Raw genomic sequence first — 25,456 nt, 5'->3', positions numbered from 1 at the left:
AAGGGCATCCTGACCGTGCGTGGGCGCCAAAGCGTGAGAAAGGCCCTGGATTTGAAGGTGAAAGCCTCATCCAGCGTTTTTACACACTCTGGGCCAAAAGCGGACAGATAGTGAGACTCAACTGGGGACCTAAATACCTCTAGAGAGGCAGGCTTATTCAGTCGATTTCTAACTCGCCCTCTAATTCGTCCTCCAACTCAGGTACGGCTACACCAGCGCCGAGTCGTGCCTTTGCGGCTTTCCAATTTTTCCAATTATAGATAGATACTCTGGCAGCATCCTCGAAGATCGCGATATGCAGGCTTAGAGCTACGAAGTTTTGCTCAACGCTATCGTCCATTTTACATAGTGTATCGATCGCATCAGTCAAGCTATCAAAGGAAATTGGCTTCAGAGCGAACAAATTGTGGCGGCGTTGCCAATGCCCCATCTGAGCAAAATAACGCGCCAGCGAACTGTAGAAATATTTTGAATAGGCTACGTCTTGCAGCGCATTCAGTTCATATTGAATGATTGAAGGGTCTACAGGTTTTTCGTGGCGTCGTAAAACTGACTCTATATTATCCCGCATTGTACCCAGATCAACATTTTTGTAGGCATGCTCCGGAGTGGTGTAAAGCATACGGTCTACCTGCACAACTTGGTTGGTGTCCATTAACTCTTTGAGATAAACCTTTGCATGTCGCGAACTACGACTTTTCAATAGCTGTGCCACCTCGTTATTGGTCAACGGACCTCGTCCTTGTTGCATTGACTGCAAAATTACACTTTTTTGCGAGAATAAATCGAACGCCGGACTCAAGCCGATGGAGTCGGTTTGTGACTTACCGTTGAAGTAAATTCCGTGGTCTTCTCCGCGCATCTTCACTACATAGCGAAGGATGTAGTAGTCATGCTTACGCAGCTCAGGTAAGCCTGCGTGAGCCTCACTTAAGTGCGCCACCTCCCGTGCAGCAGTAGCGAAGTAGGTACGGAGGGTGTGGAAAATGGCGGGCTCGTCGAGGATAGAAAAATCGATGAAGCGGGTGTGCCGATACACACCTTTGCCGGCGACATACATCAGTGCGGAGTCCTGCAGCCCATGGCCAATGGTCTGTTCAGAAAATGGGCTGCTGGAGATACCACGTCTGTTCGCGTGCCGTGCAATATCCAGCCACGGCAGGCCATTCGGATGCTCAGTAAGCACCGCCGCCGCAGCCTCGCGCTGTCCTAGATTCAATGGGCGTACTAGCCCGCATTCGATTGCAACTTGACCTTCGGCGTCAAGGAATTGCAGCGCACTAGATGCATACTTTTCATCCCCGCCCAGCTCCTGTTGTAGGTATTGAAGGACAAGCGACTGTTCAATAGCTGTACCAAACAGGGCGAAGTAGCCGTCAAGTATTGCCAGTGGCGGGCGTGCCGAAGAGACCGTAGAGGCGATACGGCCATGACTAACGAATGCTAAAAACTCATGGAAATGGGCCAGTTCCGCGAAGCATTCGAACAGATCTGCCATCTCTATGCATAGCGCTTCCGGCGATAGACTTTTGGCGGCGTGCCAAATCTCGGCAGAATCCAATGCGAGATAATTATTGAGCCGCTCGTTAATCTTGCTCTCCAATTGGCGGATGCGTTCACGAGAGACGTCATATTTTTTGCCTATCTCTGAAAGCGTCAGGCGCTCGTCCACGAATCCCCATCGATGCTGGAAGATCAGCTGGCTTTTCTCATCAAGGGTCGCCAGAAAATTATCCACCCGGTCGAGAAGAAATCCCCCTAATGTCGCCACTGACGCAAACGATTGCACCGTGGCGGTAATCAACGAGGATGGGGCCGTATAGTAGTCCAGAGTGCCAGCCGTAATGAGCTGGAGCTCAGCAACAAGCCGTGCCCGCACCAGCAATAACTGGCTTCTCGTGCGACCTACCAGCGAGCCTGCCGCCCCTTGCTCCAATGAGTCGAAGCTCAAAATAGCCCGGATGTCAGCGCGGCCCATTACGCGCTCTAACTTGGCGACAACTTTTAGGTCCGCAGCGTCTAACTGCGTCAGATTGAGTCGCATGTCATCCCGAACGAGCTCAAGTGGTTCAACGACGTCTGACAAATCTGGTGGCATAGGCAGAAACTCGGTTGCCTGGAAATACAGGTCCTTTAGCTCCTGCCAGTTTTCCCTGTAGGACTTACCCACTCCGTTGAGCTTGAACAGACTTTCAGCCGGCAGATTCAAAATATCCTCAAGTCGATCGAAAGTAACCGTGATTCCGGCGCTATTACTCGCACTCCGACACAGTCGGGTAATCAATTTGTCAAAGCGGCCACCTAGTTGCACCTCACCGATCAGAGTCTGAGGATGTGGGAGACGAAGAGGAGCGACAGTTGCTGTAGGCCCCGCCTTCACGTCCGCGTGAGTGCTTAGGTGGGGGGCGCAGGGCGTAAGGTCTTTCTGTTCGTTTGCCTGCGTAAGCACTTCCTGTTCCTTCTGCGACATAGCCGTTTGCTCGATGTCAGTCGGCATCTGCCAAAGAGCAAGCAACTCCCAGAAAGCTGGCAGCGCGCGCAAACTAAGGAAGTCTTCAACATCCAGTTTGGCGATCAGGATGTCCAATCGCCCTGATGTTTCGCTGGCGGAGAGCAGACCTGCTGCGATCATCTGCGCTTTCAGCGAACGGGCAGTTGTCCTTATTTCGGATACATCGTGCATTTTCTACTAACCTCTCAAGCGCACTAAAAATACCGACGTGGAACGAAATACGGCGTTTATCTGGTCGAGTTGCTCTTTGGGTAGCGTCAGCAGATCCGCGCGACTGCTGATAATTCCGCGATATTTTGCGAGCAGCTCGAGCTGTGCTCGATCCTCGACTAGCGCAGGTGCTGAGACAGACTGAACGACTGGCTTAACCTGCGCTGTAATTGTCTCTGGATCAGCGGCCGCTAGCCGGCCATGAGCAATGGTATCCAGCCCCTGTGTAGGTATTAGTATGGCGGCGATCAAGCGCGCTGTTTCCGCTGTGGTGAACCACGGCAGCGCCTTGTACTGAAACTCCAACGACAATGCCTTGGGGCTGGGGGCAACCCCGTGCTTGTCCTGATAAATTCTGTAGGATTGAGCGACTTCGCTAGTGATGGCTGCGGCATTAATGTCCCAGCCGAACGCCGCCTGAAGATACCCATTATAGGAATCAAAGTGCGTGGCTACCTGGTCCAAAGAAAGGTCTTCCAGACTACTTTCTAGTGCCTCAATTGACGGTACGGTGCCGGTGACGTTCTGGTAGCGCCTAAGCTGCTCGACCATTTCCTCACGGCTATTGAGCCGATATTTCAGGCGCTCAATAAGCTCCAGCACACGCGCAGCCGACTGACTGTAAGTCACTTCAATAGTGTCGTCGTGCAGATCGTGTTGATCATCGCAAAGCTCATCCAGATCGCTTTCAGTCAGCTTTTTTCTTGGTTTGCTGCGCACAACAGCGTTGACCAACTGTTGAACATCCTTGAGGCGATCCAGAGATCCCACAAAGTCGAGAACATGAACACAATCTTTGTTGTTCGTTTTACGTAAGCCACGGCCCAGCTGTTGTAGCCATACGGTTTTCGAACCCGTATAGCGCATGAACACCAGCAGATTGGTTTCAGGGATATCGATCCCCTCATTGAACAGGTCGCACACCAAGATGTACTTGAGATCGCCTTCGCGGAACTGGCGGATATTTTCCCGCCGCTCACCATCCTGCATCCGTGAATGCACACTGGTAGCGGTGCCAGGTTGGAAGAAACCAAGCAGGTGCCGCAGATGTCGGATGTTCCGACAGAAGACGATTCCCTTTACGTTACTCAACTGCTTTTGCTCGATCGTGGCCTCGATCAGGCGGACGACTTCCTGATCCTTCTTATGCAGGAACAGGCGTTTATCCAGATCCGAAATCGACAGGCCACTCTCCAGTTGGTCAATACGATCTTGATCAATGTCGTCGAGCAGAACTAGGTACTTGGGAAACGCCAGTTTCTTATGCTGCAGTCCCCAGATCAGGTCATAGCGGCCAATATGGCTGTCCGCACCGCCGAAGAAGCCGCTAACGCTTTTGTTGTCGGTGCGCCAAGGCGTTGCGGTAAGGCCAATTAGCAGACGGGGTTGGAAGTGCTCCACAACGCTCGCATATGTCCTGGCCGGGGTATGGTGTGCTTCGTCGACGATTACATAATCGAAGCTACTCGCCGCCAATTCGGTCAGTTGGCCATACAGAGTGTCAAAGCTGGCAAAGACCAGGTCAGTATTTTCGGGTCGAGAACCTGCGAAGCAGGCAGAAAAGCTGTAGCTCCCCAAACCCAGCACGTTCTTAAAGGCAGTCACGGACTGCAACAGAATCTCAATCTGGTGAGCGATAAAGAGGACGCGCTGCCTACCTCCGGCACGCTCGAGTAACTGTTTTATCAACAACGCAACGGTGTAGGTTTTGCCCAGGCCGGTTGCCATCTCAATCAGCAGTTTTCGTTTGCCTGTGTCGAATTGCTCCAGTGCCTGTTGAATGACCTCAACCTGATATTCGCGCGGTTTGATCCTTCGGCCGATCTCCGAGCCGCGAACCACAAACAAGTTCTTCAGGGCGTCCCGGTCAATCAGTTCAACGCCTAGGCGCAAGGCGCGTACTTTGACCTCGGAGGTGAAGTACGAGTTGGTGACCAAGATCATCTGCTTCACATCTGCGAGCCGAGCCCCGGTGACCAATTGGTTTAGTGCGCTGACGTCCACCGTAGTGTCCCGCTGGCGCTGTTTGACCTCTACGGCAAACTTACGTCCTTCGCGGTAGGCAAAGATGTCTACCCCACCATCACCATAGCGATATTCGCTGCCAGTCTCTGTGACTACCGCGTCCTGCCAGCCTGAGGCAAGCAGCAGATCCTTCACAAAATGCTCGAAATCTTTATGGCTCAGGTCGTCCACCAGCCTGAAATCTGCAACTTGCATCGCTTCCCCTAGCTATCCATATCAGTACGTAATGCGAGCATTGCCCTATGCGTGTCGGAGCAGATTATTAAGTCCCAAGGGCAAAGGGGACAGATTTATTTATCTGTATTATAAACATCATGCTTTAAAACAGCCGACGCTGCGTTGATTCCTCCCGCTCCGGTAGACATCCTTGTCCTCTACTTAACTGATTTTGCCTGTCGGCAGTGGCCACTTACTGCCCGGCACGACACCGCTCTCGGCCAATCACCAAAACTGACTCTGATCATGGATGGCAATCGCCCCTAAGCTTGGTCACCATACTGGGGCTAGTCCAGAGCGAGCCGCCCACCTACGTCCGATAGTTCGAAAGATACCCCTGACTCACCCCCTATATGGGTAATTCGAAGTCCGGCGCAGGGCCGCATACGGCAGGGCGTGGCGGATTGGTTGTTGATCCGTAACTCGTCACAGGGCAACGTAACCTGGACAATTGATGCTGCTCTATAAAGCTATTAGGGAGGGGGAGGTCAAAAGTCTGGAGCCTTCGCCTCAAAGACCGGTCCCTGTCCGTTTCAACCATAAATTCGTAGTTTTTTTGGAAAATCGCCGTCTTGGGCGAGCATTAGGGGGCGCTGGGAGGTGCTGCGTCAAAAGTCTGAGCGTTCGCAATATCGGCCCGCGCGCCCAAACTATTATTCAATCTCTTCAAAATTCGCATTCCTAACCACCATCCCAAGACGGGGAGAACGCTGATGATCACAAGTAGTGCCACCTGGCGACTGCGAAACGGGGGGAGGGCGTCGGCACGATAACCGACCGGCTGGAGGCGGAGAAGACGAGGGTACTTCCCGTTTTAGGTATACGTTTAGGTATACGTGACGAACTTAAGAATAGAGTAATCCAGTAATTTAGCGGTCTTTAGATGGTATGTTCGACCCCGGCTTCGGCACCATCTAAAATCAAGGGTTTGCGGGCGAAAGCTGATGCAAACCCTTGTTTGTTTCTGGTCCGCAATTTTAGAGTTGGTCCGCAATTCACTTAGTTGGCGAGACTTTCTTGCCTTTCCGATTGCGGATGTACTGCTCGGTCATAACAACGGTGGTATGCCCAAGTTGATCTTTGGCCTGCATGATGTCGCCACTCGATTCAGCCTTGTCCGTACCGGCCTTTGCGCGCAAATCGCGCATTTGAAACTCTGGTTTTGAAACACCAGCGGCTTCCCTGGCCACATCAAATCTTCTGCGCAACATCGCCACCGTCATAGGTGTGCCGTCCTCTGTAACGATCAGCCGCGTCGAGCGGACCTTATGGCCTGACTTTCGGGCTGTGATTCGATCAATCAAAACCTTCAGTTCACCGGTCACTTCGATTCGTCGCTTGGCCTTCGTCTTACCTTGCAACACCCAAATTTGCCCATCGCGGATATCACGTTCGTCCATCAGGCGCGTGTCGGTCACGCGCTGGCCGGTCAAATAGGCCAAATCCATGGCATCGCGCAGGCCGACATCAGCCTTATCGTGCACGCGCTTGAACAGTTCGTCCTCGATGTACGCGTCCCGGCCGGTCTCTTTATTACCCTTGATTCCCGCGCAGGGGTTGGCCAATGAGGTGTAGCCGGTATTCCGGGAGAAGTTCCAGATTGCACTCAGCAGCGCTTTTCCCCTGTTGGCTCTCACTGGCGCCGACTTTCGCCAGGTCAGGTACTGGCGGACGTGTAATGGCTCAATCGTTTCCAGTGGCGCAGGTGGATCATCGAAGAACGCCATCAGGTTTTTCAGTTCGCGTTTATTGTCGAACTGGGTGGCGGCGCCTTTAGTCGGCACGACATCGATCATGTATTTCTCAGCCACGTAGCGAAAGGTGATCACCTTGGCGACCGGGTCGGTCGCGGTGCGATCTCGCTCCAGCTTCGCGTACTCCATGATTGCCAGGCCATAGTCGCTCTGCCCAGCGGGATCTCCTTGCGGTCCTTTCCGCCTGTATCGTAGTAGTAGAAAACTCGGCCGCTAGCTTTCTTGCGCTCTCGCAGCCGGGCTATTGAACCGGGTTTACTCGGTCGTCGCCCCATTTCAGCTTGCCTTACGTGGTATCCATACGGATTTTTCTGTTTCGAACATGCTAACTGCCGTGACGGCCATGGCTGTCACGCTTGGCCAGCCGTTCATTTTGATGGTGTGCCTGACACCGTTTTTCTTGAGGTTCAGAATCTGTCCTGCCTTGGTGCGCGCGCCGGTCAGCTTGCAAACCTCTTCATGCGATAAAAATTGAATGCTCATGAGCTGTTCCATGCCGCGCGTGGCGGCAGAAGGTGGGGGTTAGATGATTGCGGTCAGCGTCTGACTGCCGTCTGCATGAGTGGTGGTGATATGCATGGAGCGTCGAGGCGGCCTGATGATGTTCAGTGCCTGGATAAACTTCTCGTCAGACGTGTCGTCATCGCCAGGGAGAATGGTTGTGCAATACAGCCTGTCACCGTGCTCATCTTCCAGCTGAGCCGAGAGCAGCAAAGCGATGTTGTGCTCTTTGCAGATGTCGATGATCTGGTGCACCAGTGGGCTGATTCGTTCGTCGTAGATATTTTCTTTGGTCATGAGTGTTCCTCGCCGTTCACCGGCAGCCTGTTCAGTTGTGAATAATTCAGAATTGCGCGGGGGACGCCGGGATGGGGGAGGCGTAAGGTTTCCCTGTTCGCCCTGCCAGGTGCTTCAGGAAATATGCTGAGTGGCCGCAGCTGGTTAGGGCGAACTCTTACTTATTTTGGCGTTAGCGACCGTTATTGTTTGCCCATCCTGTAGCCGTACACGTAGGCGAACCAGCAGGGGGCGATCATGGCGTCACCCGCCGACCCCAGATGCAGACTGGCCCGTCCTCGGCGTCATGAATCGACAGGATGAACCAGCCCGGTTCGGTGGGGTGTTGAATCTCCCACGCCGAGCAATCAACCTGGCCGTCTTCCATGTAGACGTTGAACACATCAGTCGATACGTCGCTCTCCATGTAGGTGATCTTCGTTTCCACCTGGTGGCGCTTGCACCAGTCATTGAACTGTTCTTCGGTGATTTCGTCGTCGCATTCCGACAGGTAATCAGGGTGGGACCACCAGCCGTCTGAATCGCGCACGACTGGCAACGGTTGAATCAAAACAGTTTCTTCAGGCATGACTGTTCCTTTGCCGCTATAGCGGCTGACTTTGAAGGGGGGTACTGCGAGGTGTGTTGATCGCGAGATGGATGATGCGTTTTGCGATGGCCTATCATATTTTTTGTAATGATGAGGGAGAGGCCTCTAGAAAGAGATCTCCTCGCATCCATCAGTTACAACGGTATTGATTGCAGGTGTATCGTAAGCGTCCGCCCAGCACCCACTCCTGACGGCCTCCAAAATTAGTGAGAATAGTGTCCACCATTCGAAATGCCCCCGCGCCACTAAACGCCCTCAAGCGAAAGCGTGGCGCGCACGAAAAAGAACTGGACCGTTACCACGCCCGGCTATCGGCCGTTTCCTATGGTCTTGCTGGAAGAGGTGATTAGCCATGCGCGCGCATTGGCCTTGGTGCGCTGAATTTGGCCTTTAGCAACAATCGAATGATGGGTGCCTGTCAAAATGTGCACCAGTTATAGGGCTTGGTCTAGGGCCTCCATGAAACTGGGAGTCCTAGCAGATGCGACTGCATCTCGCCTTGTATTTAGCCTCCAGTCTTGCACTCCGACTGCTGTCTCAACACCGGTCAAAGCAACCTGAATATTGGTAATCGCCATCGTGCTAGCATCTTCAGGTCGGTGCAGGGATTGAAACGCGGTCATCGCTTGAGTTTGTTCAAGTCTAAGCCTGTCAACTAGTACCTGGATGCGCTGGCCGTCGCCTTCGTAAAAATCTCTTTGAGCATGGTCGTTCACTGCAATCACAGGGACTGTGGCCGCCAGGTACCCGGTCACCTGGGCTCTCAGTTGAACAACGCTCTGATTCAATCTGGCAACAACAGGTTCGAATCGCTCGCGGATTAGCTGAGTGGGGTCGTGTCGGGCGCGTCTTTCAGTGAGTTGTAAACACGATCTGTCGGACGTGCTTAGAAAAGACCCTATGCACCTTAATGAGTTGATATCTACAGTTCCCCACGGCATAGCTCAATCTCCATTTAGTAGATGTGACTCGTGAGTATAGTCAGTGATTTCCGCGACGCTTGTAAGAGCCCTTGAGGATGTACTTGCGTGCCAAGGTTTCCAGCGCTTGACCGGTGAACTGCGTTTCGCTGATCCCGCGATCCAAGCAGTTCAGGACGTAATGCCAATCGCAGTCGGCGACGAACTCGGCAACGGTGTGCGGCCCCATGCCACCCCAATAGGCGTTCCAACTCTTGTCCCAGCAGTTGATGGTGATCTTGCCCTGGGCGGTCTGGTAGTTCGGATTCTGCTCGGTCGGGCAGTCGCGCTGGCCGAAGTTCTCGAGGAACGCGGTGATCGGATCAAGTCGTGGCGCGCCGGTGATGACCAGCTTCGTCACTGTCGAGCGCTCAACCTTCAGCGGATCAGCGATTTTGTTTTCTGTGGGCATGGGGCGTCTTACGCTCAGCTGACACACCAATGGAGCGGCGGCCATGAATGTTGATGAGTTTGTGGAAAAGGTCTTCGAAATTGCGGAGGAAGTAGGGTGTAGCGTTGAGCTGCGCCTCCCAGGAATGAGCATTTGTTTCAATAAAACCAGTGACAAGTGGCTGAGTGAGCACCATCTCAGGGCGCTGTTTCCGGCGATTCTTGATCCCGATTTGTCTGATCGGGACATTAATACCCAGATTGAGGAAGTGGCTCCTGGTCGACCCTGTACGCATGTGAAGATGCGGAAGATTTTGGAGCGACTACGTGCTCGGCAGCTAATTGCTAGCTAGCTGTTTCAGAATCCGCATTCCAATCCAGCGAACGACGGTGACCGCCTTGCTATTCCCGATCGCCTTATAACGTGGTCCGTCAGCGTCGCGGACATACCAAATTTTGCTTTTCTTCGCCTGGCGAACTTCCATGCCGTCGGTGGTGCATTGCTCTGGCGTTTCGCTGGAGTCGAGCTTTCGCCAACCGTCCCATGGGATCAGCGTGTAGTCGTCGGGCATCCCTTGCAGGCGTTCGCACTCGCGTGGGGTCAGTCGTCGTACGGATGACCCGATCTGCGCCGATGGCATTCCCTGTCCTGCCTTGCCGCCGCCACCGCTCAATGAGCCGGCTATGCCACCATCGCCATCTTCGTATCGCAGCTCAGCTCAGCTCGGGAGTTCTCGGCAAACGCAGCGACAATCGGCTGACCGCGCCCGGTGTCATCTTCGCTGCCGTCGAATCCGTCGGCCTTCAGCGTGTGGGTGATGTCGCCCGTGATGCACACAGCAACCTGTCCGCCAGCGTTGGCGTGACTACCTGAATGGTTCATGGCTCGAAGCGTTGGCGATACCGATCCAGCGTCGGCGCCATGATCTTTGCAAGAGAAGGCGAGCACTGCGTTTTCTTGGCCATTATTCCGTCCAAGCGCGAATGCGGTGGAGCTACTGACGCCCGGGTCTTGCGTGCCGTGTACCACTAGCAGGCCTGATTCCGCATCCTGCTGAGTGTCCCGGCCACGATGAATGCTTCGGAGTCAGCGCGATGGCTACACTGTGCCTGGGCTCGAAGTGCTGGAGCAGTTATAGGGATATCGTCGAGCGAGTACCCTCCGGATTTGCGGCCGCCGCCGGCGAGCGTCGGCGCAACTAAGAACGTCTCGCTTTCAAAGTCCTGCCGGCCTCCGTGATGGGTGAGGGTGCCTGACCGCTCAATCGAGCCTGTCGCATAGCCCGCACCGAACGCCGGTATCCCGCCGAACATCGAAACTGCCGGCCCTTCATCACCCTCACAGTTCATGCAGCCGTACGGTCCGAGCTCTTCACCAAACACGCTTCCGCATCCGCACTGGAGCGCAGGGCCGAAAGGAGCTGTACCGGTAACGTCTTGCCCCTCGCCTCGGCGCGGCGCAGTATCCCGGCGCACGCCTTCTCGCTCAAAAAGTACCTCGGTGGGATCGAATCCGTCTCGAGCACTTGCGACAACGAACACACGACGGCGTCGTTGGGCCAGGCCGAAATATTGGGCGTCCAGGACCCGCCACGCGATTGTTCTTTTGGGTCCATACACACAACCAGCGTCCGGCCATTTCTTCCCTGAAGGCTGCAACTCGCAGTCTTCCCCAGCAAGCGCGCCAAGAAAACATCCGAAGGCGTTCCCTTTGTCACTAAGGACACCGGGGACGTTTTCCCAAACGACAACGGAGGCGGGCTCGCCTCGGCTGGCGCGAACATAGTCAGTTGCATCTGCAAGCTCCACGTATTTGATGGTGAGGGTGCCGCGGGGATCGAGCATCCCCTGGCGCATACCGGCGACGCTGAAGGCCTGGCACGGGGTTCCGCCAACTAGAATGTCTGGCGCCGTGATCTTGCCAGCCAACACTTGGGCACCGAGTCGGGTCATGTCGCCAAGGTTCGGTGTGCCCGGGTAGTGGTGGGCCAGCACCGCACTGGGGAAGGGCTCAATCTCGGCGAACCAAGTGGCGCGCATGCCCAGTGGATGCCAGGCCATGGTTGCAGCCTCGATGCCCGAGCACACGGAGCCATAGGTGATCTGTTTCGGTGCCTGGCTCTGGAAAGCGGACATAGGGGGGGGCTCGCCGGCTGGCGTGATTCGAGTTTGTGGGCTATTTGTTGATGATTCGGCACGCCGCCGAACCAAGGAGGCAGCGGATGAAAAGCAAGCCTACGATTAAGGAAATTGCTGAAGCCACTGGACTTACAGAGAATGAAGTAGGGGCCTACTTTGCCGACTCGGAGCTAAGGCCTGATGGCACGTGGCTCATCTACTTTGACCCTCGCATATTTGATGACCCTCTCATTTCAGAACGCCTGCGCGATGACCTGAAAGGATTCTTTACTTACGTGATGCCATTTAAGGCTGTTTCGAAATAGGTGAGGGTCGGTCAGGGGGCCGCAGTCGACTCAGGTGAGTAGTCCATCCATGAAAGCTTCGTCGGTGACTTCCGTCTCAGGTCGTCCTGCGGCAGCTTCACCTTCGCCCTGATGATGACGTCGCGGCAGCGCCCCAGCTTGCGAATGCGATCCGCGTAGTCGGCGGCGTACTGTGGGGCGTCGAACATGCGGCTGAGCTGAGCGATGCGCTTACCGTCCATGATCTTGATGACGCGAACCTTGCGCTTCGCCTCTTCGCGGGCGAAGTGCTCAGTCATTCCGAATACGGCAAATGTGCTCATGGCATCACTCCAGGCAGTCGAGCGCCTTCTGCAAAAACTCGTTAAAGGTCATCGATTGATCTTCCGGATTCATCGCTCGCTTGATCCACATGCAGGCTTCCGCTGCGTCATCACGCAGATCGCTGAGCTCGTCAGAGACTTCATCGGCCTCGCTTTCAATTCGGCGGATATCCTCACGCAGCTCCTCGCGCTCAGCGCTTGGATCAATGCTCTGCGCGGTGAGACGGCGGGTCAGCTCGGCGGCGGCCGCCGGATCTAGCGCCGCGTAGTGCAGGCACTCTTCGTCGCTCAAAGCATTTGCTGGAATGCTCATCGGTTATCTCCAGTCAGGCGCCGGCCTCCGAGATCGGATGCGGTGGCGAGATGTGAGTTTGTGAGCTATTGGTTGATGACCCGGCATGAGCCAGGAAGACGGGGAGCTACTAATGAAAACGCTGATAGTTGATCACTCTTGGACCAAAATCATCGAACGAGATGAATTCGCCAAGGCCGCGCTGGCGGCAAAGATTGAGCAGATCGAAGAAATCGAAGCTGCCATTCGAGCGGTTGAAGGTGAAGAGGCAGCCCGTAATACTTTAAATGATGGCTTGATAAAGCATGCATTAACGCGCTGCCTGGAGAACTTGCAGGGATCTGCATCCGTAACAGAGCAGGACTACCGGATCTGTTACGAGTTTGCGACAACCGCTGCGAAGAATGCTGAGCGAATCATTGACGAAGAGCTTTCGCACGTAGGGTCGTGATCGTAACCACCTGAACCTTCTGGACATTGGGTGTAGCGATCAGGCGTTGAATGCGCCGACCAACGAGCTCATAGCAGTTTCTGGCTTGTGGCGTGGCTAGTGCGACTTGTGGCATTTGGTGCTCCTTGCTTTGCTGTATGCATGTACAGTATTTATTTTGTCATGTTTCGGCAGATTGGAGTGCGAATTTGGTTGTTATATGGGTGAGAGTTACACGGCGACTGATGAGCAGGCGCAAAAAAGCCCGCAGGTGGCGGGCTGTCCGGGAGAGTTAACCTAGGATGCGGGTCTGGTGGTGAGGCCATAAACAATGGCTTTTGGCTAGCGACTATTCCGAGACTCAATACAGCAGCAGGCGACTGTGACCAAACAGAAGATAACAATCAGCATCCCAAAAAAATCACCCATAGAAAAATTCGCTCATCACATAAAAAACCAGAAGGAGCTCGCTCGGCCCCGAGGCTTATCAGTCCGATCCGAAAACGGTAAACCAAGCAAGAACCCCAAGGTAGAGCGGCAGCAGCAGTCCTGTCTTTCGGACTAATCTGAGAGATGGCTCGAAAGCTCTGCTATAGAGGAAAAAAACCTGCTAATTGGATGCCTACGGTTTCAGGCTGGGCAGATCGGGTGCGCGGGCTGACGGTGCGTTAGCCTCATTTTTCCCCGGAAAACAAAGAATCGCACGTGGCGGGCTCTCGGCCGGCGAGGGGCTTATTGCTGCTGGGCGACCTTCAACCTGGCCAGTCCCTGTTTGATGTATCCGGCGTTCTCATCGATCGCTTGCAGCGCGCCGCGAATGTACTCGCCGACTTCTGCCGATCCGCGTTACTCAACCCACAGAGTGATCTCCATGAGGGCTGCCTCCAGGGCGAGCTGGTTCTCGTGCATTCTTTCGAGGATGTCGGGGAGGGCGTATTGATCAGGCATGAGGTTGATTCCATTCAGGGAAGTGAAAGCGTTGCAGCTGGAGGAGGGTGGTCAACAAAAAGCCCAAACATGGCGGCAGTTTCTGCGACGCATACATTCAGGGGTGTCTTTGGCATCTGGAAGTCGATCTGATTCGAGCTTATTAAGTCTTTTCGAGCAATGAGTGTTTGTCTCTCTGGTTGCGTGCAGGCGCACTACCGACTTTTGGCGGATGCACCTAAGGCATACCGACGACAGTGCTCGAGGTAACCCAGCTCATGATTGCTGACCAGCTGTACGACACTGCTCCATAGCCATGAAGGCGCATCGAGAGTTTTTGAGCGGCTGAGTTGCAATTCGGCGAGCCAGCTTTTACGTGTTGTTTCATCCATTTGCCTTGCATGGGCAATGCCTACCACTCGTGCTAGATAACCTGCGGCGTGCTTAGCGTCTACTTCGCTAGTTTTCTCCAGCTGGAGCTTCAGGTCTTGAGGAAGCAGCTCCCGAATAAAAAAACCATGATCAAGAAAGCGTGTCGCCATCATGCGCTGACCCAACGCAGGCGATAACTGGCGAGCCCCCTCAACGACTCGTCGAGCATTGTCTCGAGGCATGTGCGCATGCGGGCCGCGCGGTGCTGCGGCACCTATGGCCTCTTTGATATCAATCAAGCAATAGTCTTGCTCTTCATGTTCGCCAACACCGAGCAAAACCGCATAGCGCAACAGACCCAAGGAACTGCATCCTTTCACCCAGTAGGCTGAATCCAGAAGCTCAACTCTTGCATCATTCGGTCGGCCTTTGATCGAGGTCACCAACTGTTGGATTTCGGGTCCCGCGCATAGGGTTTTTAGCGCTGCCTTTTCTTCCCGTGCGAGCGACCAAAAGCGTGAGCCTTTAGGGATTGTGGGTTTCGTATTTTCGACTCGTTCCTTGGCTAGGTGCTTCCACGTTCGCTTAACTGCGTCGCGCATACTGGCTTTTACTTGGCTCGGTCGCTCAGGAATGGTGTCAGGCTCATCCAGTAGAGCTTGTTCATATCCCTTGACCATTTCTTCCATCATTCGCGCAGTGGTGACGCCTGGTAAATCGGAGCCACGGGCAGCAGTAGCGAGCGATAGCGCTAGACGAACCAGATCGTGTGCGGGGTTGCCGATGACAGTTTGGTCAAGGTCACGAATGTGTATATCAATCCCGCCACGTGTGTCAGCGGTTGGTCCTAAATTCCCGGAGTGACAATCTCCGCAGATCCAAACGTTTGGGCCATGAGGTAGGCGCCGGCCGCTTTGACTGTGAAGCCACTCATAAAACTGGATTGTGTTGCCGCGCATATAGGCGTGTGCCGAACGTGCCATCTTCTCGTTACGAAGGTTTTGAAGAGTCTCTGCGCGTTCAGATGGACGAGGCAATTTCACATGCACGCTCTTTCTCAAGGAAGATTTTTGATACTAGCATGGGCCGACCATCTCCTAATTTGGCGGAGTGTTATCTGCGGCCCTTGCACAATAAATGACGGTGTGACCGAGGCTCAGGTCTAGCGCGGTTGAGCCGCTTTCAGCCTGGCCAATCCTTGCTTGATGTGCCCACAGTTCTCGCCAATGGCATGTAGCGCCCCGCGAACGTTATCGCCAGCCTCTTCCGATCCGCGCTGCTCAACCCACAGGGTGATCTCCATGAGGGCTGCCTCCAGGGCGAGCTGGTTCTCGTGCATTCTTTCGAGGATGTCGGGGAGGGCGTACTGATCTGGTATGAGGTCGATTCCGTGCGGTGGGGTCGCAGCTGAGCAGGCGAAAAAAAGCCCGCATGCGCGGGCAGACAATCTGCTGATCCTTCAGCGGAGCGTAGTGGATTTCAACAGAATGCAGTGTAGATCGAATGGGTGATGGCGCAAGGCCGGTATGAAAAAGCGTGGAGCCGGAGGCTATAAACTCAAAGCCTGCGCCCCACTTCGAAACGATCTAACGGACCGCGACTCGAAGCGTAGCCTGGAAAGGTCGTTGCTCTGCCAAGTGGTTTGAGCGCGCCGCCCAATCTGGCTTGCCCCGCACAATCCTTCCCGCCTTCACCTCAACCGCATAAGCCCAAGCACCACCCAGGCTGCCCATAGAAGTGGCTCAGCGTCATCAGCTCAAGCACCATAACCATCACGCAGAATGCGACAAATCCCCGCGTGAAGACCCTACGAGGTTTTTCGTAAGGCTGGAGATTAGCGAGACCACCGAGAAGGTCGGATAAAAAATCGAGCAGCCCCATCAACCATCTGCCTCGCTGTTTATACACCCAGCCTTCAACTGGGACGTGTACGTTTCAATGAAGAACCCTGCGGCTCTCTCCAATCCTGATCCGATCGAGCGCCCTGTTCAACGCATCTAAGGCATCGAGGAGGGCTTTTGCCTCAGTCTCCCGACCATCGCCCCAGAGGCGTTCAGCCATTTTATTCAGCGCCTGGATAGAGCGCTCAATGTCAGCAGCAGTCGCTGCTTTGCTTTCCCGATGTTTCTTTGGCATTGATCAACCCTTCTTCAGGGCATTGCTTCATCAGCTTCAGCGCGAATACATCGCCCACCAAAACACGTGCCCAGAGTCACGAGTTATTCAGCTTTCGCCCGCACAATCCTTCCCGCCTTCACCTCTTCAGCATACGCAGTCAGCCGATCAGCTCGCTCATGCAGCTTTTCGATCGTCTCCATTGCCTCCAGAAGCTCTGTATCCCCGCGTTGTTTTGCCAGCCTGAACATTTCCAGGGCGGCTTCTTCGAGGTCAAACGCGGCGGCTATCAAGTTGCGGCGCAACTCTTGGTTGGGTTTGTTGAGTGCCATAGCAGACCTCCTGCATACCCATAACGAGCCAGATGGTCTGTCGCCAAGCCACTAATCCCCTGGATATAGCCATGTCTTGAGTATCAATATCTCAAACATGACCACGACAAAAGCGAACATCACGAACCCAGGGAAAACACACGTTTTCGGCGAGGGGGTTCGTAGGCGTTACCGAATTCGAACAGCTTGCATAATAAATCGAACAGCGTGCCTAACAAATCAAGCAGCTCGTGCATGTGCCTGCCTTCCATCTTAGTCCGCTGCGTTTACAAATCCCCCGTCGCGCCAGATTTCAACCGCCGGAAAACCATTTCTTGAGTACTGAAAAAAGGGTGGTGCGGGCAGGCTTGCGATCGCTCGTCAGGACATCAAGTGCACACGTGGCATTCAGGGTTCGCTCCCTTAGAACGCTGAGCCGAGTATACAGTTCTTTCTTCAGGCGCTTGTGTTCGCTGGGTGGCGATAGCTCTATAAGTTTACTGGCCATGAAAAAATTCAGTTCCATTTGCTGATCTAGAGCTTCAGTGATTTCCCTGGTCGCGTCGTTCATGCCTGATTCCAAATCAATTCATGTGAACCCACGCCGGTTGGCTACAGCTTCTGCAACGCTCTAACCACAACACCGACGATTCGAATGTGTGGTGCGCCTCTCAGTGAGCGGCAAAGCATCTTCAGCGACATCCGGCATATGGAAGCTGAAGCCCTGCAGGTGATGGCGGAACAGAGAGAAAACAAATGAGCACCACCTTCGCATCGCTTCGCATCGCGGTTGAGTCATCGCAAGCCGTTAAAGCTGCTGACGACCTGGACAAGTTGGTCGATGCAGCCGGGGGCGCCGAAAAAGCCGTCAACGGTCTCGGCAAGGCCAGTGATGGCTTGGCCAACACCGGCAAGAAGGTTGCGCAGGCTGAAGCGGAAACCAACGCTCTGATCCATCGCGCAACATGTCGGAGGAAGAGTTCACCCGCAAATCCAAAGCCCTTGCAGACGCGAACAAGGCAGCGACCGACCAGATCCGGCAGAACTATGCCGATGTAGAAGCGGCGCAGGGCGACTGGACGAAGGGCGCGACATCGGCCTGGGCCAACTATCTGGATTCGGCGCAGAATGTCGCCGGCCAGACCAAAAGCCTGTTCGGCAACGCCTTCAGTTCGATGGAAGACGCGGTCGTCAATTTCGCCATGACCGGGAAGCTGTCGTTTGCTGATTTCACCAAGTCGATTCTGGCGGACATGGCGCGAATTGCTACGCGGCAGGCCAGTTCGGCGTTGCTGAGCAGTTTGGTCGGCGCTGGCATCAGTTACTTCACTGGCAGCGGTTCCGGCGCAGCAGGTGCTGCAACGGCAGGCGGCGCAGAGGCGGGAGCGCAGAGTTTCGGCAGTCAGTTCGATGCCAGCTCCGCCTCGGTGACCTTCGGTGGTGGCCGGGCTTCGGGTGGCGGTGTTGATCCCAACACCCTGTACGAAGTGAACGAGAAGGGACCGGAGCTGTTCAGTCAGGGAGGGCGGTCGTATCTGATGACCGGCGCCGAAGGTGGCAGTGTCACGCCGCTGACATCCGGCGGTGGGCCTGGTATCGCAGCAATGGACGGCGGTGGGGCGCCGGCAACGCAGATAAACGTTGTGGTGAACATATCCAGCGACGGCAGTACCGATGCCTCCAGTGACTCGCAAAGCGCTGCAGCAAATGACTTCGCCAAGACAATCGCGCCGATGATCGAGCGAGTCTACGAGCAGAAAATTCGCAAGGACTTGGGGCAGGGCGGGCGAATCCGTACTGCAATAAAGGGTGGCTGACGCCCGCAACACGCCGTTTAAAGGACTCTTTTGGCTTCAGCTATGGCTTTTTGCTCAATTTGAGAAAAGGTCAGGCTGGAGTCAAACGGGATGGTCACGGTGGCCTCCCCCATAAAGATGCCCTCGTAGCCTTCATCAGGGTCCAGCAGTAGGCGAACCGAGAATATTTCGGGCTCTAAGTCTGGGTTATGACTGACAGATCGAATCCGAATTAGCATTTGGCGCTCCCTCTAGTGGTCAGTCGAGGCTACTCCGAAGTGTCTACCCACGAAAGGACAATACATGGCACTCGAGACATTCAATTGGCAGATCGAAAAGGGCGCTGCTGGCGAGATCAAGCAGCGTGTCCGCACCAAGCAATTCGGCGATGGCTATGGCCAGACTGTTTCGGACGGCATCAACAACAAGATGCAGTCTTGGCCAATTAGCCATACCGGCGGGAAGGCACGTATCAAGGAGATCATGGCCTTCCTCGATCGCCAGCAGGGCGCAAAAGCGTTTCTCTGGACGCCGCCACTCGGTGAGCTTGGGCTCTACAAATGCAATGGATACCAGCCAACCCATAAGGGTGGCAACGCGTACACGCTGACCGCCACCTTTGAACAAACCTTTCACCCTTAAGGGAAACCCTGATGGCATTAATCACGGACATCCAGAAGCTGGAGCCCGGCGGGGAAGTGCGGCTGTTTGAAATCGATGGTACCGAGTACGGCGCCGACGTTCTGCGCTTCCATGCTCACGCAATCCCGCATACGCCGGAAGAGCTCTTGGCCTATGCCGGTTCGCCGGATGAGCTGCCAGCGAAATCCATCTGGTGGCAAGGCAACGAGTACGCGGCCTGGCCGGTGCAGATCGAAGGCATTGGCGCAGACAGCAACGGCACAGCCACTCGCCCAACCTTCAGCGCTGGCAACGTCAACGGTCGTATTACAGCGCTGTGCCTGGCCTTTGACGACCTGCTGAAGTTTCAGCTGACCGTGCGCGAGACCCTGGCCTAATGGCCGAGATAGGAGAGCGCGCTGCGCGCCGGCGCTTGCGGGATCTGCATAAATCCCTCGAGCGGGTGGGCTAGGTCCTCGATCAGGAAGATAGCGCTGGAGACCGATAGCGTACAGACCAGCAGAGTCACGATGACGGTTCGGTTGTTGTCGCCGACCAGACCGAAAGCGGAGAAGAGGATGGCAAGCCAGAGCACCAGCACAACCAGGAATGGCGTTGGAATTGCGCTCTGATCTGGTTGGAGCAGCATCCAGTGCGTATGCGCCAGGTCACGGCTGAGAACCAGGGCCTCCGATTGAAGCGAGCGCTGCATGTCGTTTCGTGGTGCCAGTTCCCGAAGCTTATGCTGAAATTGCTCCACGCGCGCCAGCCTCTCCGGAACGCTCACGTTGGCCGGCCCGACTCCTTCGGAAAAAAACTGCTCCACAGCTGAGGCGTAGGTGCTGCGCAGGAGCTCGCGATCTTCCTTGGCCTCCGGGCCGTAATCGGCCAGGGTGCGATCGAGCATGACGACCGTGGCCGCGGTATTCTTGAACTCGTCGTCGATTCGGTCAAAAGAAACCTTTGCCGAGGCGACCAGGAGACCAAGGACGAGCGCGGCGAGCGTCGCCATCAGGCCGGCCCCCAGCTTCACCATACCCGTCGACTCCTCGCTCAGGTGATGTTCGGGTAGGGAAACGCGAATAAACAAGCCGAGCATCCCGCTGCCGAAGACGCACACACATACGATCGAAGCGACTACCAATGCGCTCATGATGACCCCTTGCGTTCGACTCGAGGCGCCCCCACCCTAACTGCACTGTAAAACTGGCGAAGACCGTGCTTGAGTCCTGGGATGGTACACCTACACCGTAGTGCACGACCGAGGATATCGCATCCCCCAGAAAGCGTTTCACATTGGCGGGCGGACTCTGGGCGTCCGCTATGGGGGGAATTTCAATCGTCACCTCGAGCGGAAGTTTCTGGCCGATAGCCGATAGAAGTCATTCAGGATGGCCACGCTGGTTTACCGACCCAGCCTAATGTGAAAAAGCCCAGTCTAGTGCTGGGCATTGTTGTGTCTGACTCCACGTATCGCTTACTTGAAGTTACGCTCATACAGAAGCTCGTAGCACCGCTTGGAGACGCTTAGAAAAAACAAGCTGCTTAACGCAAGTCCGCCTAAGAACATGAAAGCCAAGATGGCCTTCAGGGGGAGGCCATAATCGCGTGAGGCAATCATAAGGTCCGGCGTGACGGTGCCAACCACCCACAAGTAGAAGCTACCTACCAGGAAACTTGGGCCACCTATGAAGGCCAGGGTCCAATCATTCAATTCCGACCAAGTCCGTTTTTTTCCGGGCTCGAAATGCGGCAAGTACTTTCTTCAGGATGTTCATAAAGCAAGTCTCCTCGGCTTTAAGGGAGGGGCCTGATCACAGGCACTGCGGTGCTGAGCCTAGCGTAAAAAAGCCCGAGCGTTGGTGACTTTGTTAGGACGCCCTGGCAGCGAATACATGGGGTGGTGCGCGATGCGTCATCAAATTCCTTTCGTGCGACATTGCTGTTGTTCAGGTATTTGCACGGTGCTACGTTGCCTCCGCAAACGAGATTTGCATCGACAACTTGCTTAAGTGACTACGTTGCATGTAGCGGTTGTCGACTCCATAAAATCAATAATATAAGGGGTAACAAATGCTCAAGAAACTTCGCGTTGCAGCCATGACTGGCGTACTGTGCGTGATTGGTCTATCTGGCCACGCACTAGCCGAGGAGCCTAAAAAGCTTGCCTTCGTAGACACCGGAAATACCGGCCGAAGTGTGATGGCGGAAGCAATCGCCAACGCAGCCATCAGCAAAGACAATGCAAATATTGCGGTAATCTCGCGCGCAGTCGACGGGGACCCTTATGACGCCAAACCGGAAGTCCACGCAGCCAGCTTGATGCTGGAACGCGGCATTGATGTCACTGCACATCGATCGGCGCAGTTGACCGCGAACGACATCAAACACTCCGACGCATTGCTGACGATGACCGAAAAACACAAGAACAAATTGATCGAACAGTTCCCCGAAGCAAAAGATAAGACCTTCACCTTGGCCGAGTATGCGACGGGCAAGAATGTCGATGTGCCGGATGCCTGGGGCAAGCCGATGGAGGCTTATGTCGAGGTGGTGAAGCAGCTGGACACCTTCGTTCCGGCCGCGCTGAAAAAGGTCGTCACCTCCAAGTAAGTCACAAGATTGCTCGGCGCATTTACACGGCGTCCTACTGACGATCCCCACAAGTGCTTAGCTGTGTTCCAGAACAGCGCTCAAGTCCTGTGCAGCGGGCATAAAAAATCCAGAGTCCTTATCAGGAGTCCGGATTTTCCAGCTGCTCAAGGATTAGTCAACAATCCTTAAATGAACAGCATTGCATTCTAGAGCAGGGCTTTAATGAGATGGTCACCCCGACACCCTGAGAAAGCGTAGCCCTCGCAGGGTGTCGGGGGTGACCATAGATTTCGTATCTACAGCCAAGCCATCACGCCACCATGCCGTGAGCACGTGCCACGTCGGTGCTGGCTAAAACTGTAGGTATTGTCGCGACACTTGGCGGTTGCGCCCTCTGGTGCACGATTTGATTTCGTATGGGCAGGGCTGTGTACGGTTTTCCCGTCGCTATTTATGTACGAGCCATGCTCGATCAGTTGCGACTCGTCAGGGGTTACTGCTTGAGGATCGGTATCAGACTTTGCGAAAGCGGGCTGAAAGATCAAGCAGGCAGTAAGAGCCAGATAGGCCAGTTTCATTTGGCGACCAATCCTTGGTGTGTGTGGGAAGAGTCTAGCTTAGTGTTGGGCTTTTTCGTTTTCGGCTACCCGGTGATTGGCGGGGTGTTCTTCAGTTTCGTCCCTTGAGTATGGAAAGCCTGAGTTATCCGGATCATCAGCGAAGTCACCAGCGAAATATGCAAAGTGCCTTATGCCGAAGTGGCAAGAAATCAATGCTGCAACCACCTCTACTGAAACCGAGACAGGCTTCAGACTGCCGCTGAATCTGGATTATGTTGGTGTGGCGACACTGGCCAATATCGATCAAACGGCCAGCGGTTCACAGGTGAAAATTTAAAAAACAAGCGCCATTATGGGAGGTGGCAAATGGGCTGAAGCAGCCCGTTCCTGCTTGTAATGCGTATCCACTAGGCCGCCTTCGGGCGGCTTTTTATTGCCTGGAGAAAAGTGATGTCTGCACTTGCTATCGACTATCAACCACTAACGACAATCAAGCTTTATGGTGCTCTACGACAGTTCGGTCGAGAGTTCAGGTTGTCAGTAAGAACGCCGGCAGAGGCGGTCAAAGCCTTGTGCGTTCAGATCCCCGGCTTCGAGCGCTTTATTTCAAATGCAAAGTCCAGGGGCTTGGAGTTCGCAGTCTTCCGTGGATCGAAAAATCTTGAGGAGAAAGAGCTGGGTTATGGAGGGGCTGGCGAGATTCGAATCGCACCGATTGTGACCGGTAGCAAGCGGGCCGGCATCATCCAGACAGTGGTTGGGACGGTTTTGATCGCTGCGGGATATCTTTTGGCAGGCCCCACTGGCGGTGCGAGTCTCTCGCTTGGCGCGGATCATTACCGGTCGTGGTTCAACACCGCCAACACTGAGCTGACCACTGCCAAAGCTGGACGCGACAACCCGGAAGCGCTGGCGGGCGAGCAGGGCAGGAAGCTCGGCGAGTTGGTGCGGGCCGGAGAGCTGCGGGAGCGGAACGCAGCTTTGGCGCAGGCCCAGGCGAGGGAGGGCGCCCAGCCAGACTACACCGCAGCCAATCGACTTCTGCGGGAGCGGACTGGCGGCGACCCGGTCGAGGCGGCGGCATCGATCATTGATCAGGAGTTGGGGCTATGAAGGAGTTCGCAGAAATCCGCTGTAAAATATTCCAAAAACTATTCCTGGCGGGGGCGCTGCTGGCATTGGCGGGATGTGCAGGCGGGAAGCCGAAAGTGCGTACCGTTCGGGTTGAGGTGCCGGTGCGGGTGCCGTGCCGGACGCAGGAGGTGGCCGTGCCACCGTGGGCCGCGACTGGCCTGAAGAAAGCCGACTCGCTGGAGGTGAAGGTAAGGGCGCTGCTGGCTGAGCGTCGGCAGCGCATTGGATATGAACGGGAGCTGATTGCAGCGGCTGACGCCTGCCGCTGAAATACACAATATCTAGGCGGGCTGGCGGTGCTCAGCAGCGTGCATTGCCAAGTAGGCTTTGAGGTTTTCGTCGCCTATGCCCAAGGTGCACAAGATTTCAGCCATGAAACTGACCGGAGCGGTACCTGGCGCTGTAACTACGCGATTATCAGCTACTGCATAGGGGACATCCTGATAGTAAGCCGCTCCACCATAATTCAGTTTCGACAGGTTCTCTGCCGAGTTGGAAGTGTGACGGAGGTTATCGAGCACGCCCGATTGCGCTAACACACGGGTACCGTCGCAAATGCCGGCGACGATGATGTTTCTTTCATGGGCCGCGGCAACGAGGGTCACGACATTCGGGGCCTGATCGGTCTGCCAAATGGTGCCTCCACATATGATTAGCAGGTCGAGCTCATCGAGCTGGATGGCTTCGAGCGCTAAGTGCGGGGTGACGATCATGCCTCCGGAGGAGGTGACTGAGATACCTTTGGGCGTGGCGAAGCGTGTATCGAAGCCATAATAGGATCGACCGGCGGAGTTGATCAGGGCGGTTTCCCAATCTGAAAAATTCTCGGTGATAATGGTAATGGCGCGTGTCATTAGAGAGTCCTTCTCTTATTGCGTTGATAAATGTCTGAGGAATCGCCTTCCCCACATGAACTCAAAGCGTAACAAGCGCGACTGTCAATTTCTGTCAGTAGTATTTGGGTAGTGCAGAGGGATGATGTCAGCTTCACGCAACGCCGCGCTTTGTGAAGAACTTTCCGGCGCCGGTGGCGTGGTTCATGGAGGAGCGCGCGCCAGACTTGACCCAGCGCATGCTCAACGAATTATCGGCATCACCGACGCCGGTGACCAGGGACTGATCGCACTGGCGGCGTGCCAGGCGTGTGTGCGGGAGGTAACGCGTTGAAGTTGAATGACTGCAATCGACCATTGCGGACTCTGCACAGCGTCAGCTTTCGGCCACATTTTCGTAGCGCTGCTGCATAACGATCCAGTATGCAAGCGACTGAGAGGTTCTTGCCTCTTTCAGCTAATGATAACTTGCGGTGTGCGTTGACAACGCAGTGACGCCAAACGAAAAGCAACTTACTGGTAAACACTCTCATCGCTCGCTCACACCTTCAGTTTTACCACCGCGCTGGATGATGACAGCTCTCTGGTGTGAGCGAGCCAACAGCTTATTTTTTCAGGCTGAATTACAAACCAACTTCATCCTTAGCAAGGTCCGAAGAATAGCGGGCTGATATTGGTGTAACTATCCCCTCCCTAATGCTTCTCAGGGCACTTGAAATCCCACGCATCAATTATCAGATCTTTTACTTCTTCGCCGGTAGTGGTGATTCCGAGGCATACATTGTTTTTTTTGTAGTTGAGCTCACAATATTGCACTCCTTGGGTGCATCTTTCGACTTCACTAACGCCCATATTTTTAAGTATTACAGCAGTGCCAACCGGCTGCATCTCGTTCGCTAAACTTGGCTTTCAGCCATGTTTAATCAATGCTTTTCGTGCAAGCAAAAATGGCATTCCTTTTTTAATCGGCACATCTGTTGCGTTCGCAAAAATGCTAACGCAACAAAGCAAAATGCTAGCAATTGGCAAGGCCAGAAAAGTAACAGGGCGGACATTAATGCACCTGTCCGCCCCCAACATAGCACCGATCCTTAATCCGTCTCGGGGCATTTGAAGTTCCATGAATAAATTTTCATATCCTTTATCTCTTCGCCCACAGTTCCTACGCCAAGGCAGATATTATTTTTTTTGTAATTGAAGCTACAGTATTGAATGCCCATTGTGCATGATTCAATTTCAACGAAGCCTTTTCTCATAATGATATTTTCGAC

26 protein-coding genes and 6 pseudogenes are annotated in these 25,456 nt (G+C 54.6%); 11 read left to right on the top strand and 21 right to left on the bottom strand.

What is annotated here, in order from left to right; genetic code table 11:
• Positions 1-157 precede the first annotated feature (157 nt).
• From ACIPIN_RS14160 to ACIPIN_RS14130, 7 genes and pseudogenes are all read right to left on the bottom strand, one after another.
• A complete protein-coding gene (locus ACIPIN_RS14160) occupies positions 158-2,683 on the bottom strand; it encodes a sigma factor-like helix-turn-helix DNA-binding protein (protein WP_401119637.1) in 2,526 nt (841 codons plus the stop codon).
• 6 nt (positions 2,684-2,689) lie between these two features.
• Entirely contained in the window at positions 2,690-4,942 is a 2,253-nt protein-coding gene (locus ACIPIN_RS14155; protein WP_401119636.1) for a DEAD/DEAH box helicase family protein, read from the bottom strand.
• Between the two features lie 1,016 nt (positions 4,943-5,958).
• A pseudogene (locus ACIPIN_RS14150) lies at positions 5,959-6,992 on the bottom strand (tyrosine-type recombinase/integrase).
• Position 6,993: 1 nt separating this feature from the next.
• Positions 6,994-7,200 carry a DUF4224 domain-containing protein gene (locus tag ACIPIN_RS14145; protein WP_401119634.1) on the bottom strand — a complete coding sequence of 69 codons (207 nt, stop codon included), beginning with the start codon at positions 7,198-7,200 and terminating at the stop codon, positions 6,994-6,996.
• A 39-nt stretch (positions 7,201-7,239) separates the two neighbouring features.
• The gene (locus ACIPIN_RS14140) at positions 7,240-7,515 is read right to left on the bottom strand and encodes a hypothetical protein (protein ID WP_401119632.1); all 276 of its coding nucleotides are present in this window, start codon (positions 7,513-7,515) and stop codon (positions 7,240-7,242) included.
• A 235-nt stretch (positions 7,516-7,750) separates the two neighbouring features.
• Entirely contained in the window at positions 7,751-8,083 is a 333-nt protein-coding gene (locus ACIPIN_RS14135; protein ID WP_401119630.1) for a hypothetical protein, read from the bottom strand.
• Positions 8,084-9,085: 1,002 nt separating this feature from the next.
• Positions 9,086-9,475 (bottom strand): hypothetical protein, encoded by a 390-nt coding sequence (locus tag ACIPIN_RS14130; protein WP_401119628.1) that lies wholly within the window; start codon positions 9,473-9,475, stop codon positions 9,086-9,088.
• Between the two features lie 43 nt (positions 9,476-9,518).
• Between ACIPIN_RS14130 and ACIPIN_RS14125 the strand changes: the two genes are divergently transcribed.
• Positions 9,519-9,806 (top strand): hypothetical protein, encoded by a 288-nt coding sequence (locus tag ACIPIN_RS14125; RefSeq protein ID WP_401119627.1) that lies wholly within the window; start codon positions 9,519-9,521, stop codon positions 9,804-9,806.
• Here the strand turns inward: ACIPIN_RS14125 and ACIPIN_RS14120 are convergent.
• Positions 9,792-11,589: pseudogene (locus tag ACIPIN_RS14120) on the bottom strand (DNA cytosine methyltransferase). The gene ACIPIN_RS14125 and the pseudogene ACIPIN_RS14120 sit on opposite strands and share 15 nt — an antisense overlap.
• Positions 11,590-11,675: 86 nt before the next feature.
• Between ACIPIN_RS14120 and ACIPIN_RS14115 the strand changes: the two are divergent.
• A complete protein-coding gene (locus tag ACIPIN_RS14115; protein ID WP_401119625.1) occupies positions 11,676-11,897 on the top strand; it encodes a hypothetical protein in 222 nt (73 codons plus the stop codon).
• Between the two features lie 11 nt (positions 11,898-11,908).
• On the opposite strand, the gene ACIPIN_RS14110 is transcribed toward ACIPIN_RS14115, so the two are convergent.
• Positions 11,909-12,199, bottom strand: a complete 291-nt coding sequence (locus ACIPIN_RS14110) for a hypothetical protein (RefSeq protein ID WP_401119622.1) — start codon at positions 12,197-12,199, stop codon at positions 11,909-11,911.
• A gap of 4 nt (positions 12,200-12,203) precedes the next feature.
• Positions 12,204-12,512, bottom strand: coding sequence for a hypothetical protein (locus tag ACIPIN_RS14105; RefSeq protein ID WP_401119619.1), 309 nt, complete (start codon positions 12,510-12,512; stop codon positions 12,204-12,206).
• Positions 12,513-12,624: 112 nt separating this feature from the next.
• Here ACIPIN_RS14105 and ACIPIN_RS14100 point away from each other — a divergent pair, with 112 nt between their 5' ends.
• A complete protein-coding gene (locus ACIPIN_RS14100) occupies positions 12,625-12,942 on the top strand; it encodes a hypothetical protein (RefSeq protein ID WP_401119617.1) in 318 nt (105 codons plus the stop codon).
• A 711-nt stretch (positions 12,943-13,653) separates the two neighbouring features.
• Here the strand turns inward: ACIPIN_RS14100 and ACIPIN_RS14095 are convergent.
• The 7 genes and pseudogenes from ACIPIN_RS14095 to ACIPIN_RS14065 form a co-directional block, all read right to left on the bottom strand.
• Positions 13,654-13,869: pseudogene (locus tag ACIPIN_RS14095) on the bottom strand (hypothetical protein).
• Positions 13,870-14,063: 194 nt separating this feature from the next.
• Complete coding sequence (locus tag ACIPIN_RS14090; protein WP_401119614.1) at positions 14,064-15,263, bottom strand: DUF2252 family protein; 1,200 nt, start codon at positions 15,261-15,263, stop codon at positions 14,064-14,066.
• Between the two features lie 119 nt (positions 15,264-15,382).
• Entirely contained in the window at positions 15,383-15,523 is a 141-nt protein-coding gene (locus ACIPIN_RS14085; RefSeq protein WP_401119642.1) for a hypothetical protein, read from the bottom strand.
• A 632-nt stretch (positions 15,524-16,155) separates the two neighbouring features.
• The gene (locus ACIPIN_RS14080) at positions 16,156-16,356 is read right to left on the bottom strand and encodes a hypothetical protein (RefSeq protein ID WP_401119611.1); all 201 of its coding nucleotides are present in this window, start codon (positions 16,354-16,356) and stop codon (positions 16,156-16,158) included.
• 83 nt (positions 16,357-16,439) lie between these two features.
• Positions 16,440-16,667, bottom strand: a complete 228-nt coding sequence (locus tag ACIPIN_RS14075; RefSeq protein WP_401119609.1) for a hypothetical protein — start codon at positions 16,665-16,667, stop codon at positions 16,440-16,442.
• Positions 16,668-16,959: 292 nt separating this feature from the next.
• On the bottom strand, positions 16,960-17,217 hold the full coding sequence (locus ACIPIN_RS14070; protein WP_401119606.1) for a hypothetical protein: 258 nt from the start codon (positions 17,215-17,217) through the stop codon (positions 16,960-16,962).
• 224 nt (positions 17,218-17,441) lie between these two features.
• Positions 17,442-17,603: a hypothetical protein gene (locus ACIPIN_RS14065; protein ID WP_401119604.1), complete on the bottom strand. Its 162-nt coding sequence runs from the start codon at positions 17,601-17,603 to the stop codon at positions 17,442-17,444.
• Between ACIPIN_RS14065 and ACIPIN_RS14060 the strand changes: the two are divergent.
• Positions 17,585-18,463 (top strand): annotated as a pseudogene (locus ACIPIN_RS14060) (phage tail tape measure protein); the annotation flags it as partial. The gene ACIPIN_RS14065 and the pseudogene ACIPIN_RS14060 sit on opposite strands and share 19 nt — an antisense overlap.
• 17 nt (positions 18,464-18,480) lie before the next feature.
• Here the strand turns inward: ACIPIN_RS14060 and ACIPIN_RS14055 are convergent.
• Entirely contained in the window at positions 18,481-18,681 is a 201-nt protein-coding gene (locus tag ACIPIN_RS14055) for a hypothetical protein (RefSeq protein ID WP_401119602.1), read from the bottom strand.
• A gap of 64 nt (positions 18,682-18,745) precedes the next feature.
• Between ACIPIN_RS14055 and ACIPIN_RS14050 the strand changes: the two genes are divergently transcribed.
• Together ACIPIN_RS14050 and ACIPIN_RS14045 are read left to right on the top strand one after the other, a co-directional pair.
• Positions 18,746-19,084, top strand: a complete 339-nt coding sequence (locus ACIPIN_RS14050) for a phage tail protein (protein WP_401119599.1) — start codon at positions 18,746-18,748, stop codon at positions 19,082-19,084.
• 11 nt (positions 19,085-19,095) lie between these two features.
• Positions 19,096-19,458, top strand: a pseudogene (locus ACIPIN_RS14045) (phage minor tail protein L); the annotation flags it as partial.
• Here ACIPIN_RS14045 and ACIPIN_RS14040 read toward each other — a convergent pair.
• Positions 19,458-20,216, bottom strand: coding sequence for a DUF4239 domain-containing protein (locus ACIPIN_RS14040; protein WP_401119596.1), 759 nt, complete (start codon positions 20,214-20,216; stop codon positions 19,458-19,460). The pseudogene ACIPIN_RS14045 and the gene ACIPIN_RS14040 overlap by 1 nt on opposite strands.
• A 920-nt stretch (positions 20,217-21,136) precedes the next feature.
• On the opposite strand from ACIPIN_RS14040, the gene ACIPIN_RS14035 reads away from it, so the two are divergent.
• The gene (locus ACIPIN_RS14035) at positions 21,137-21,676 is read left to right on the top strand and encodes a protein tyrosine phosphatase (protein WP_401119593.1); all 540 of its coding nucleotides are present in this window, start codon (positions 21,137-21,139) and stop codon (positions 21,674-21,676) included.
• Between the two features lie 278 nt (positions 21,677-21,954).
• On the opposite strand, the gene ACIPIN_RS14030 is transcribed toward ACIPIN_RS14035, so the two are convergent.
• Positions 21,955-22,236 carry a DUF3761 domain-containing protein gene (locus ACIPIN_RS14030; RefSeq protein ID WP_401119591.1) on the bottom strand — a complete coding sequence of 94 codons (282 nt, stop codon included), beginning with the start codon at positions 22,234-22,236 and terminating at the stop codon, positions 21,955-21,957.
• Between the two features lie 172 nt (positions 22,237-22,408).
• Between ACIPIN_RS14030 and ACIPIN_RS14025 the strand changes: the two genes are divergently transcribed.
• The 3 genes from ACIPIN_RS14025 (at position 22,409) to ACIPIN_RS14015 (ending at position 23,621) form a co-directional block, all read left to right on the top strand.
• Positions 22,409-22,555: a hypothetical protein gene (locus ACIPIN_RS14025; RefSeq protein ID WP_401119589.1), complete on the top strand. Its 147-nt coding sequence runs from the start codon at positions 22,409-22,411 to the stop codon at positions 22,553-22,555.
• Between the two features lie 113 nt (positions 22,556-22,668).
• Positions 22,669-23,331, top strand: a complete 663-nt coding sequence (locus ACIPIN_RS14020; protein WP_401119587.1) for a hypothetical protein — start codon at positions 22,669-22,671, stop codon at positions 23,329-23,331.
• On the top strand, positions 23,328-23,621 hold the full coding sequence (locus tag ACIPIN_RS14015) for a hypothetical protein (RefSeq protein WP_401119585.1): 294 nt from the start codon (positions 23,328-23,330) through the stop codon (positions 23,619-23,621). The genes ACIPIN_RS14020 and ACIPIN_RS14015 overlap by 4 nt, the downstream gene beginning before the upstream one ends.
• Positions 23,622-23,633: 12 nt before the next feature.
• On the opposite strand, the gene ACIPIN_RS14010 is transcribed toward ACIPIN_RS14015, so the two are convergent.
• Positions 23,634-24,206, bottom strand: a complete 573-nt coding sequence (locus ACIPIN_RS14010) for a type 1 glutamine amidotransferase family protein (RefSeq protein WP_401119582.1) — start codon at positions 24,204-24,206, stop codon at positions 23,634-23,636.
• Between the two features lie 166 nt (positions 24,207-24,372).
• On the opposite strand from ACIPIN_RS14010, the pseudogene ACIPIN_RS14005 reads away from it, so the two are divergent.
• Positions 24,373-24,519 (top strand): annotated as a pseudogene (locus ACIPIN_RS14005) (lysis protein); the annotation flags it as partial.
• Positions 24,520-25,456 lie beyond the last annotated feature (937 nt).

It is taken from the genome of Pseudomonas sp. NPDC087697, assembly GCF_044743155.1.
Lineage (GTDB): Bacteria > Pseudomonadota > Gammaproteobacteria > Pseudomonadales > Pseudomonadaceae > Aquipseudomonas.
The sequence above is the reverse complement of the archived record's forward strand: the minus strand, read 5'-3'. Positions and strand labels throughout refer to the sequence as shown.